The 11,039-nt window shown below is 51.0% G+C and carries 14 protein-coding genes; 2 read left to right on the top strand and 12 right to left on the bottom strand.

What is annotated here, in order from left to right; translation table 11 throughout:
- Positions 1 to 20: 20 nt before the first annotated feature.
- From KE531_15130 to KE531_15105, 6 genes are all read right to left on the bottom strand, one after another.
- Positions 21 to 233, bottom strand: a complete 213-nt coding sequence (locus KE531_15130; protein MBR9954923.1) for a small, acid-soluble spore protein, alpha/beta type — start codon at positions 231 to 233, stop codon at positions 21 to 23.
- 128 nt (positions 234 to 361) lie between these two features.
- Positions 362 to 550: a PspC domain-containing protein gene (locus KE531_15125; GenBank protein MBR9954922.1), complete on the bottom strand. Its 189-nt coding sequence runs from the start codon at positions 548 to 550 to the stop codon at positions 362 to 364.
- A gap of 13 nt (positions 551 to 563) precedes the next feature.
- A complete protein-coding gene (locus tag KE531_15120; protein ID MBR9954921.1) occupies positions 564 to 1,433 on the bottom strand; it encodes a DUF4097 family beta strand repeat protein in 870 nt (289 codons plus the stop codon).
- On the bottom strand, positions 1,426 to 2,193 hold the full coding sequence (locus KE531_15115; protein MBR9954920.1) for a hypothetical protein: 768 nt from the start codon (positions 2,191 to 2,193) through the stop codon (positions 1,426 to 1,428). The genes KE531_15120 and KE531_15115 overlap by 8 nt, the downstream gene beginning before the upstream one ends.
- The gene (locus tag KE531_15110; protein ID MBR9954919.1) at positions 2,190 to 2,510 is read right to left on the bottom strand and encodes a helix-turn-helix transcriptional regulator; all 321 of its coding nucleotides are present in this window, start codon (positions 2,508 to 2,510) and stop codon (positions 2,190 to 2,192) included. The genes KE531_15115 and KE531_15110 overlap by 4 nt, the downstream gene beginning before the upstream one ends.
- Positions 2,511 to 2,851: 341 nt before the next feature.
- Positions 2,852 to 3,718 (bottom strand): hypothetical protein, encoded by an 867-nt coding sequence (locus KE531_15105; GenBank protein MBR9954918.1) that lies wholly within the window; start codon positions 3,716 to 3,718, stop codon positions 2,852 to 2,854.
- Between the two features lie 289 nt (positions 3,719 to 4,007).
- Between KE531_15105 and KE531_15100 the strand changes: the two genes are divergently transcribed.
- The gene (locus KE531_15100) at positions 4,008 to 4,280 is read left to right on the top strand and encodes an acylphosphatase (protein ID MBR9954917.1); all 273 of its coding nucleotides are present in this window, start codon (positions 4,008 to 4,010) and stop codon (positions 4,278 to 4,280) included.
- 95 nt (positions 4,281 to 4,375) lie between these two features.
- Here KE531_15100 and rpsA read toward each other — a convergent pair whose 3' ends face one another.
- The 6 genes from rpsA to KE531_15070 form a co-directional block, all read right to left on the bottom strand.
- Complete coding sequence (gene rpsA / locus KE531_15095) at positions 4,376 to 5,509, bottom strand: 30S ribosomal protein S1 (GenBank protein MBR9954916.1); 1,134 nt, start codon at positions 5,507 to 5,509, stop codon at positions 4,376 to 4,378.
- Positions 5,490 to 6,341, bottom strand: a complete 852-nt coding sequence (gene ispH, locus KE531_15090; GenBank protein ID MBR9954915.1) for a 4-hydroxy-3-methylbut-2-enyl diphosphate reductase — start codon at positions 6,339 to 6,341, stop codon at positions 5,490 to 5,492. The genes rpsA and ispH overlap by 20 nt, the downstream gene beginning before the upstream one ends.
- A 16-nt stretch (positions 6,342 to 6,357) precedes the next feature.
- Positions 6,358 to 7,029 carry a (d)CMP kinase gene (locus KE531_15085; GenBank protein ID MBR9954914.1) on the bottom strand — a complete coding sequence of 224 codons (672 nt, stop codon included), beginning with the start codon at positions 7,027 to 7,029 and terminating at the stop codon, positions 6,358 to 6,360.
- A gap of 131 nt (positions 7,030 to 7,160) precedes the next feature.
- Positions 7,161 to 7,766, bottom strand: coding sequence for a hypothetical protein (locus tag KE531_15080; protein MBR9954913.1), 606 nt, complete (start codon positions 7,764 to 7,766; stop codon positions 7,161 to 7,163).
- A gap of 10 nt (positions 7,767 to 7,776) precedes the next feature.
- On the bottom strand, positions 7,777 to 8,814 hold the full coding sequence (locus KE531_15075) for a hypothetical protein (protein MBR9954912.1): 1,038 nt from the start codon (positions 8,812 to 8,814) through the stop codon (positions 7,777 to 7,779).
- Between the two features lie 592 nt (positions 8,815 to 9,406).
- Positions 9,407 to 10,318: a helix-turn-helix transcriptional regulator gene (locus tag KE531_15070; GenBank protein ID MBR9954911.1), complete on the bottom strand. Its 912-nt coding sequence runs from the start codon at positions 10,316 to 10,318 to the stop codon at positions 9,407 to 9,409.
- A 127-nt stretch (positions 10,319 to 10,445) separates the two neighbouring features.
- Between KE531_15070 and KE531_15065 the strand changes: the two genes are divergently transcribed.
- Entirely contained in the window at positions 10,446 to 11,036 is a 591-nt protein-coding gene (locus tag KE531_15065; protein MBR9954910.1) for a cytidylate kinase-like family protein, read from the top strand.
- Positions 11,037 to 11,039 lie beyond the last annotated feature (3 nt).

Raw genomic sequence — 11,039 nt, 5'->3', positions numbered from 1 at the left:
TCCTCTATTATATTTGATTTTCAGGAATCTTTCAACGCCTCTTTCTTCATTTCCCGTTTGCGCTTCGTAATCAGCCCGCCGATCCGCCCGCTCTCCTTTGCGGTCAGGCACCGCCAGCCGCCGGCAATGACCTTGTCGCCAAGCCCAAGCTCTGTGGCAATCTCAAATTTCAGCTTGTCCTCCGGCTTCAGATTTTCCGGGTCAAAGGGCTCCTCTGTCTTCTTTTTCGGCATATCGAAATCTCCTTTCCTGTGATGATAAGAAGTATTTCCCATTTTCTGCCGCCTATACACCTGCCCGCCCCGGGACAAACTGCAAAGAGGAGAGGCACCAGGCCTCTCCTCCTCGCAAAACAATATCCTTAAACCGGTTCCTGCGGGATAATAATCGCCGCAATCAGGTAAGCAATCAGTCCCGGGCCTGTACAAACGAGAATGGCCCAGATCAGGCGCACCAGCGTGGAATCCACATTCAAATACTCTCCGATTCCGCCGCAGACGCCGAAAATCATTTTATCATGTGCCGACCGGTATAACCGCTTTGGTTCCATAAAATCGCCTCCTCTAATAGGAAAGGGAAATACTTCCGTCGTCCCTTGCCTCTGCTGTCAAAATATTTTCTGCCTCCTGGTTTCCAAGCAGCACGCCTTCCGAGTTCCGGAACATCCCGTCCGGGCATACAATCTCCCCGTCGTGGCAGTCCAGGCGGATATTATAGTCCTCCCCGCTTCCCGGCATGTTCATTACCATGTTTCCGCTGCTGCACACGGCGCTCAGCTCTTTTACCGGCTCTCCGGAACCGCTCCACACGGCATTTCCGTCCTCACATACAAGGGATATTTTCCCGCCGTAACCCTGTGAGACAGACATGTCGCCGCCAAGGATGTGAAAATCAGCCGTCTCCGCCCGGAGACCGTCAAAAGCAGACTCCCCATCGTCCACCACAACCGAAATGCTGTCCAGAATCCATTCCGACGGGATCGTGAGCCAGTACCGTTCGCCGTCCTCCACTGTCAGGGTAAGGCTGTGATTCGAGCCGGACTCCGAATAGGATGTGCTGTTGATGTCCCCGCCTTCTCCGCGGATGGAAAATACCTCTGCCCCATCAGACGTCTCAAATTCTATGCTTCCGCCGTTCTGGATGATTTCAAGATCCGTGAGTGCCGTGTATTCTGCATACCAGTTTCCGTCGTAGGGTTCCTCATCCTCAAAGGCATAAACCGGATCCGCCTCCTCATAGGCCGCCTCCGCGCGAGTGCCTCCTCTTGTCATCACGCTGACCTGCCATTGATGGTCGAAGGGGTTCCTCTCCTCAAGCAGCGTCTCCATCTTCTCGAAGCTCACCCCCATGGCCAGGGCCGCCGTGCAGATGCCCGCTCCAACCAGAATCAGCAATATCCCGGAAATAATCGTAATCTTCAAAAATTTACTCATGTTTCTTCTCCTTCCCCCTGCCGGAAAAGCTGCCGGCAAGCTTTACAAGGCACCGCCACAAAAACGGCAGAAACATTCCGATAAATGCCACAGTCATCGCCAGCCCAATCAGTCCGCATCCCAGGCTCACGGCGCCGCCGCCGATGAGCAGAAGCCCTTCTAACGGGCTTGCAAACATGAAGACGATGCCGCAGACCGCTAAAATCACAGCGATGAGGAACGCCACCCCCGTCAGGCATACGACTGTAATGATAATGCCGAACAGGAGAGACAAAACGCCCGCCAGAATCCCGAAAAGGATGCCGCCGATCCCCAGAAGGAACGGGCTTGCAAGAATCAGAAGCACAGCCAGAAGCACGATTTTTAAAGGCTTGCTGGTCCATCGCTCCTGTTTTACATGGCGGTAGGTTTCATGCACCTTTTTCTCCCTGTACTCCGTATGGCTCTCCTGCCTCTCAGGCTCTTTTTTCTCCGGCAGGTCATACCGCTTCGCCACCTGGTAATTGGGATCACGGAACCGCTCATCTTCGTATCCTGTTTCCGTGAAAGAACCGCCGTCCTCCAGATTTCCCATGAGATCCGCCCGGATAATGGCTGCCACCCGCTCCGGGCTTCCGAATTCCCCGATGACCTTCTCCTCCCGCTCCGGGCCTGCCTCTTCCAGATAATCCCTGTAATATTGAAGCGCCTCTTCCTTGTCCTGCTCCGGCATATCCTGGAGCAGGTACTCAAGACGTTTAAAAAACTCTTCCTTTCTCATATCCTTGCCTCCTCAAAAATATGGGATATTTTTGCCGAATAACTCGCCCATTCCCCCTTATAGAGCATAAGCTGCGCCCGGCCGGTCTCCGTCAGCTTGTAATACCGCCTGTTCCGCCCGTCTATGGCCAGGTCGTAAACCTCCAGGCACTTCTCCTGTGAAAGGCGCCGCAGCACCGGATACAGCGTCGACTCGGAAATGTCAATGGCCTTCCGCACGTCCTGCGTAATCTTGTATCCGTACGTCCCGTTCTGTTCCCGGGAGACAACCGCCAGCACAATCGCATCCAACAGCGCCGCTCCTGTGTTAAATACCATTAGGCCTCCGCTCCTTTCCGGCTCCCTTCGATAAAACGAGAAAGCCTCATAAAAACCTTCAAACAATATCTTTATATCTTTTATAATACTATACGTTGTATAATATTGTGCCTATATTATATGACGTATAATATTATATGTCAATAGGATTTTACAAATTTTATTCCAAAATGTACTGCGGAAATTTCCAGACTGCATGGGAAGGTCTGACGGACTGTACCTTTAAGAAAGTGTGCGCTGCTGCGCACACTCGCGCCGGAGCGCGGCTGCGCCAGCAAACGAAACAGGCCCGGCCAAATCCGGCCGAGCCCGTTTCCCATCCTTTATCCCTGTTCTTTTTTTCAGTGAAGCGCACCGCTTTCATCCGGCGTAAAGACACGCGCCTCCGTAAGCATTCTTCCGTCCTCATTCAGATAGTAAGTTTTTCCGTCCACTGTTACAAAGCCCGTCTCCATCCGTCCCGTTTCCGGATCCAGATAGAACCAGTCGCTTCCGTCCCAGAACCAGCCTGTTTTCTTCTGTCCCTGGTCGTAGTAGTACCAGCCGTCACTTTCTTCCAGCCAGCCATGGCGCTCTGCCGTTTCCCCGTTTCCAGCGCCGTATCCGTTCTCACCCTGGAAGATCACAATTTTATAGGCATTCTGTCCGCCGTCCGCAGCCGGCCAAACAAGAAATTTCACACCAGGCTGAAGGTTTTCTGCAAACACCATGTTTCTCGTCAGATAAGGAAGCAGGATCGTTTCCCCGCTCACCGCATACTGGTTTCCCGCCAGCGTCTCCACCGTGTACGTGCCGTCACCATTTGCCGTCAGGGATGTCACGGTCTCATAGGAGGGAACGACTGCATCCGCCGGGATCCCTGTAAACACCAGCTCCGCATTGGTAATCGGCGGCAGGCTCATGGTCATTGCCGGGCCTGCGTAGACCCGCACGCTTTCCCCTTCTTTCAGGCTGTCCGCTCCGGCCGGGAATCCGTTCACTGCGTCCAGGATCAAGGTTTCCTCTGTGAGATTGATAACCACCTCTTCTGTCCCGGATTCCAGGACGCGGTTCATGATAAAGCGCCCGTCCTCCATACTGGCCACCGTTCCGTCAAAGCAGGCCGCCGGCAGCGCCCCCTGGCCGTTTTCCGCCAGGCTTGCAAAGCTCATGGCCGCCGCAAGACCTGCCGCACAGATGACTCCCATCCATTTCTTCCATTTTCTCATAGTACAATCTCCTCTCTGCATGTTATCATTCAGAATTGTTTTCCCTTTTGACGGTAATTGTACCATGAATTTCCTAAAAATCCAGTCTCTTTTTGTTTACGGATTCATTACGGCTTTCTTTAGGGAAACGCTTTAATCAGCGTTTCCCGTGCCGGATTTGCGCTGCGAAGCAGCAATTTCCCTTGCAAATCCGTGCACATCCACCGGAGGTTCTAATCCTCCCCCTCTTTCTTCTTCACGAAAAGGGGATTTTATGGTATGCTTGTTCCCAGAAGAAGGAGGAAATTTCATGGAAATCATCCGCATGCATTACCATTTTTACGGCTGTGTCCAGGGCGTCGGCTTCCGCTTCCGTGCCTCCCACGCGGCAAAACTTTATAATCTCACCGGATGGGTCCGAAACGAGTGGGACGGCTCCGTGGAGCTGGAGCTTCAGGGCCCATCCCAGGATATCGAACAAGCCGTTTCTGCCATCTTTTCCTCTCCCTATATCCAGATCAGCCGCACCGAAGCCGGGCAGATCCCGGCCGTCTCCGAAAACGGCTTTTCCGTCCGCTGGTAGCTAACGCCGTTTCCCAGACGCAAAAGGGACACTGCATCCGGCTTTTTCTGCCGTGCAGTGTCTCTTTTCTTTCGTACATAAAAGGGGATTGATCCTTATTCCTCTTCTGTTTCCTTTGCAACAGCCTCAACGTCCACATCAGCCACATCGGCATCCTCAGCCGGTGCCGTATGGGCAGCTGCTTCCATTGCCTTGATGCTTAAGCTGATCTTCTTGTCTGCCTCGTTGAAGTCCACGATCTTAGCCGTGATCTCCTGGCCGATGGACAAAACGTCAGACGGTTTTGCAACATGCTCTCTGGAAATCTGGGAAACATGAAGCAGTGCGTCAACGCCCGGCTCCAGCTCAACGAATGCGCCGAAGTCGGTCATGCGTGCAACTTTTCCTGTTACGATATTGCCGGCAGCATATTTCTCTGCGGCATTTGCCCACGGATTTGTCTCCGGGAACTTCATGCTCAGGGCGATCTTCTCGCCGTTGATGTCTTTAATCAGGGCCGTTACCTTCTCGCCTACCTTGAAGACCTTCTTCGGGCTCTCCACACGTCCCCAGGACATCTCGGAGATATGAAGCAGGCCGTCTGCGCCGCCAAGGTCGATGAATGCACCGAAGTCGGTCACATTCTTAACGGTTCCTTCTACCTTCTGGCCAACTGCGATTCTCTCGAACAGCTCTTTCTGCATCGCTGCCTTCTTTGCAACGATGAGCTGTTTGCGGTCACCGATGACTCTTCTTCTCTTCGGATTGAACTCAGTGATTACGAATTCGATCTCCTGATCTGCATACTTGGACAGATCTCTCTCATATACGTCGGATACAAGGCTTGCCGGGATGAAGATCCGTGCCTCGTCAACAAGGACGCTGAGGCCGCCGTCCAGAACCTGAGCAACCTTTGCGGTCAGGACTTCATGGTTCTCAAACGCTTCCTCTAATCTCTTGTTTCCTCTGTCAGCTGCCAGTCTCTTGTAGGAAAGGGCAACCTGGCCTTCGCCGTCGTTTACCTTCACTACCTTGGCTTCCATTTCGTCGCCGACCTGTACAAGGTTCCGCAGATCCACATTGGACTCGTTTGTGTACTCGCTGCGGGTGATGATGCCATCTGATTTATAGCCTATATTCAAAACGATCTCGTCTTCTTTTACGTCAATGACCTTACCAGTGACAACCTCTCCTGTACGTATTGTTTTTAATGATTCCTCCAACATTTGTTCAAAACTTAACTCGGACATTAGTATGAACCTCCTCGATAATATTATTCGGGGTGGACGCCCCGGCCGTAATACCTACACTGCTCACAGAACCTATACATTCAGGATTTAAGTCGCCGAGGGTCTGGAGGTAATACGTGTTCCTACATTCCTTCTGGCAGATCTCGTATAGCTTCTGCGTGTTGGAACTATGCTTACCGCCAATGACAAGCATTACATCCACCGAAGAAGCTATCTTCTTTGCTTCCACTTGTCTTTCCTGTGTTGCATTGCAAATCGTATTTAAAACAAGTATATCATAACGCGTTTTAGAAATTTTTTCAACTAAATCTTGAAATTTATTGTAATTAAATGTCGTCTGGGCCACGATGCAGAGCCTGCTGCCCTCCGGAAGCTGCAAATCGAGGAAATCCTGCTCATTTTCGATGACTTTTGTCCCGGAATCGCCCCATCCGCGGATTCCCTGAACCTCCGGGTGGGCCGCATCGCCGACGATTAAGACCTGTCTTCCGGCTTTGCTCTGCTCCTCCACGATCCTGTGGATCTTTTTCACATATGGGCAGGTGGCATCCACGATCTCTGCGCCGTTTTCCTCCAGAATCCGGTAGACATCCTTTCCGACTCCGTGGGAACGGATGACCACGACGCAGTCCCTGGCGGCCTTCAGTTCCTCGAGGGAGTCTATGACCTCCACGCCCTTTTTGCGGAGATCCTTCACGACCTCCTCGTTGTGGATGATCGGCCCGTATGTATAGATCGGCTTCTCGGTCTTTCCAATCTGCTCATAGACCTTCTCCACGGCCCGCTTCACGCCGAAGCAGAAGCCGGCTGTCTTAGCGACAATCACTTCCATCTGCGGTACCTCCGCCCTATGCTTCTCTTTTTTCCCGGATCATGGCCTCGATGGTTTCCACCACCTGACGGAGCGTCATATCGGAACTGTCTAAAAGCACGGCATCCTCAGCCTGGGAAAGAGGGGAATTTTCCCGGTGCATGTCCCGGTAGTCCCGGTCGATGATGTCCTTCTCGATCTCTTCCAGATTACAGGAGATCCCCTTTTCCGTCAGCTCCTTATACCTGCGCTTTGCGCGGACAAGGGAGCCGGCCGTCAGATAAATCTTCACATCTGCCTCCGGAAGCACGCACGTCCCGATGTCCCGGCCGTCCATGATTACATCCGCCTTTTTTGCCAGCTCTTTCTGGAGCTCCACCAGCTTTTCCCGCACGAGCCGGTATCCGGAGGTGGCCGATGCCATGTTCCCGACCTCCTCGGTACGGATCAGGCCGGATACATTTTCCCCGTTTAAAAACACCTGCTGGACACCTGCCTCATAAGAGATTGTGACAGACACCCTGCGGCATGCCTCCGAGACTGCCGCCTCGTCGGACGGATCAATGCCCTCCCGCAGAAAATATAATGCCATGGCACGGTACATGGCGCCGGTGTCCACATAGATAAAATTCATCTCTCCGGCAACCGTTTTTGCCACCGTGCTTTTTCCCGCACCGGCGGGGCCGTCAATCGCTACGTTGAATGACATGGACTTCCTCCTCTATTTTACTTCTGTTTCCAGGATTTTATACATCTGTCTGCCGCCTGGACGGCCGTCTTGTACCATTATATCCGAATTGGGCGTGTGAAGCAATTATAATTTTGAAAAAATCCCCTTTCTCACGGGCTTACGAAAGGAAGAAAGCCGGGATCTTCGTACGGATAGCTTCCCCGGACGGCATCTGCCTGCGTCTCTGAGATGGGGACTTCCTGCTTCGGGCTCTGGCCGTCCGTGTAAAACCATGGATGTTCCGGGTCCCGGTTCCCATCGTAAAGGACGGCTTCCGCAAGGGAAAGCCGCAAGCCGTCAAAGGCATAATACTCCCAGGCCGAATCTGCCGCCCCGCTCGAGCTTTCATTTGCAATTTCCCCGTTTTCACAGAGATAATACCGGTTCCGCTCCCATCCGCTTAAAACATGGAGAAGGCTGCCGTCCGAAACCGTGTAAAGATCATAGACCACGTTTCCCTCTCCCAGGAGAAGCTCGTCCGTCCCGTCCCCGTCAAGGTCAGCGATCCGGTACCCCGGCGCACCGAAATTTTCCTGTCCCAGGGCGTAACTGAAGCCGTAGGCTTCCGGAACGCCGGCGCCGGAATCCCGGACATACCTTTTTGCCGCCTCAATGACAGGCGCATAGGCCTCCTGTGCCCCCGCGTCTTTTTTCGCGGCATTGAAAAACAGGCCGGAAAAAGCCGCCAGCATGCCGGTCAAAATCAGTACCTTCATAACACCCCTCCTAACCGGCTGTCGGGAATTCAAACGTAATGGCCCGGATGATGCCTTGTTCATCCGCCATGAATCCCACGTATTTCGGCAGTTCGCCGCCGTATAAAACCTCTGCAATCCATATTTCCGCAAACTGTTCGCACCAGCCGTCCGGATAGGACGCAGGGTTCCAGCCTGACGGTTCTTCTGTGCTGGAGAGAAAAAGCCCCGGAAGGATTTTTTCTGCCTCTGAGACCGGCATTCCCACATGGATCCCGCAGCTAAGCACCACATTTTCCCCGGTAATGGCATAGTTCATATTCTGGAAAGAAGCCTCGCCCTCCAGCTGGAAATAAAAAAATGTGAAATCCCCGGACACGACCGTGTACGCCGTTCCAGGCGAACCGCCGTACACCTCCGGTTCGCCTTCCGGCAGGATCCCCATGTCTTTCGTCACAGCCTCAAAATCCAGGTTTTCCGGGAGGCCTTCAAAAGAAACACGTTCCTCTTCTATGCGCGGGATGGCCCGGCCCCCTGTCGTTTCTTCACTATCTTCCGGTGTGCCTTCCTCTGCCGCATTCGTTTCCATGGCGGCTGTATCCCCGCCGTTGATTCCCAGAAACTCTCTGATATCCGCAGGAATATAACTCAGAAATTTCTGCTCTTCCTCCGAAAGCCCGTTATATGCGGAAAGCCACTGAAGGGTATCCTCAGACAAACGCTCCTTCGGAATCCACTCTTTATCAAATCGCACCTCGATGACGGCCGTATCTGCCTCATCTTTCTCATTGTACCCCACCTTCAGCCGCCTCCAGCCGTCCACGGGCCAGACATCCTCCGTACCTTCTTTGGACGCCTCCGGCTCTCCCCACGCGGCAAGAAGCTGTTTTCTTTTGTATCCCGAAAGCATTTCGTCTGCATATCCGCTTCCGTTTTCCATCACCTCAGCCAGAGGCGGAAGGCTGTCCGCATTTTTCCGTTCCCTGGACAGGAACAGGAAAAGTGCCAGGACGCAAAGGACGGCAGCAGCGCCGAAAACAATGCCGGCCTGTTTCATGCTTTTTTCCATTCAGATCCCCTCTTTCCTTGGATGGGCAGCAGATACTGCCCTCTATGGAATCATTGTAGCAGAGGACGGCGAGGGCTGCTTTAAGCTTCTCTTACGTTTTTTTGACGATTTTTTCCAGATGGATGGGAGTGTTCCATATAAAAAAACAGGCGCCCTGCAAAGGCAGCAACTCATAAGGAAATATTACAAAAACTTATGATTTATGCCAGGTAAACGAAAAAACAAAAAATGCTATGCAAAAGGTTCGCCGATTGCATAGCATTTTTTATGTTGGCAAAATATTAGGATTCGATTTTTTAGCGTTTCAACGGAACGCGCAGCCATCGCCGCAGGCGATGATCTCAGGGGTTTGGGGGCGCAAGACGTCCGGTGGACGTCTGCCCTGCGCAGACCGAAGCGGAGCGGAGAACGTTACCAACAAGCATTTTAGGCAGGAATACCGGCAACGGTTTCCTGCCTAAAATACGCAATCTTACGGAAGATTGCATTGCTTGCCGATATATTTCTCGAAAGATAAGCGATAACTTATTTAGTTAGCTTGGCATTGATTTAGGACATTTATCATTTAATAAAAAATTAAAGTATAAAGTATTTATTTTTCTCGGAGCTGGTCTCTGTATTTTTTGGGGGACATACCATGATGCTCCCGAAAAACTTTCCCGAAATAGCTCGCGCTGTTAAAGCCGCATGAAATAGAAATATCTGACAGGGTTCTGTCTGTGCTTGCAAGCAGTATGGTGGCTATGGATAGTCGATATTCTGTAAGATATTCAATCGGTTTTTTCCTTAAAACAGTCTGAAAACAGCGAAAAACCTCGGTTCTGCTGATAGCGGCTGTTCTTGCCATATCGTCTGCGCTGATGCGCTCACCATAATGTGCATGAATAAAAGTCATAATCTTTTGTAAGCGCTTAGTCTGAGTACTTTTTGAAATAGGTGTGAGCAGATTTTTGTTTGCACTTATTTGCTCTACCAATAAGCGGAATATTTTACAAACAGCTTCCATGCAGCGAAGTTCGTATGTTTGTTCTGTCCTGTTTATTTCATATAACTCTTTTAGGCCGGACAAAATGGCAGCGTTGGACGGATTGCTTTGTGCAAAAACCAAACATTCCGTCCCCGATTCCAGTATAGGGTAAATATTCTGATGATAAATGGTACGAAAAGATTCTGTATTAAAAAAATTAGTCGGCAAGATGATGCCTGCCATCACTGTACCCGGTTCGAGTCCTTTGACACTGTGAAAGCATCCGGCATTCAGGAAAATACCATCGCCTACGGAGATTTTATGTACTGACAATTGCTCGTGTTCATTATAAATCGTGTATTCTACAACGCCTTGCAAAACAAGTCCAAACTCAAATTCGTCATGCCAATGACAACCCCATTCTCTGTGCAAATAATCGTCGAAATGGTCGCTGCAAACAGCAAGCGCAAGAGAGTCGCTGTCATATAATATATTTTCCCGAAAATTTTCCGCAATTTGAAGCGTCTTATACTCCATGAGTTACCTCCTTTTGTGAAAATGGAACGATTTTTACAAAAATATGTACTATTCTCTCTTTGTTTCGCTCAATATCGGTATTATAATCATATGACGTGCAAATGTCAACAAAAGGAGGAGGTACGTTATGAACAAAGTCATTACCATCAGCAGGGAATTTGGAAGCGGAGGCCGGGAGCTGGGAATGCTTATCGCCCAGCGGCTGCAGATCCCATTTTACGATAAAGAGCTGATTTCCCTTGCTGCTCAGGATAATACCCTGTCGGCTGAAGTAATTGAACAATATGAGGAACATTTGCAATTAAATACGCTTTGGAGCGCAGGACAAAATCTGCTCCCGTTTTATCAGCAGCCCATTACGGATCAGATTTATTTTAGGCAGTGTGAAACAATCCGGAACTTGGTGGCAAAAGGCTCTTGTGTCATTGTAGGGCGCTGTGCTGACAAGGTGCTGGAGGAAGCAATTCATATCTTTGTATATGCGGATCTGCGGGCGAGAGTAGAGCGCAAGATCCAACAGGGAGTTAACGGCCCTGCGCAAGAGGTGGAACATCAAATCAAGGAAACCGATCAAAAGCGAAGCCGCTATTATGAGCATTATACAGATTCCAAGTGGGGATCTATGAGAAACTACCATCTCTGCATCGACACCACATACAATTCTTTGGAAAGCTGCGCCGATGCTGTGGCTGTCTTTGCAGAACATTTCAGGAGGTAAATA

The sequence above is a fragment of the Eubacteriaceae bacterium Marseille-Q4139 genome, from assembly GCA_018223415.1.
Taxonomy (GTDB): Bacteria; Bacillota; Clostridia; order Lachnospirales; family Lachnospiraceae; genus CABSIM01.
This window is presented reverse-complemented; position numbering and strand designations above follow the sequence as displayed.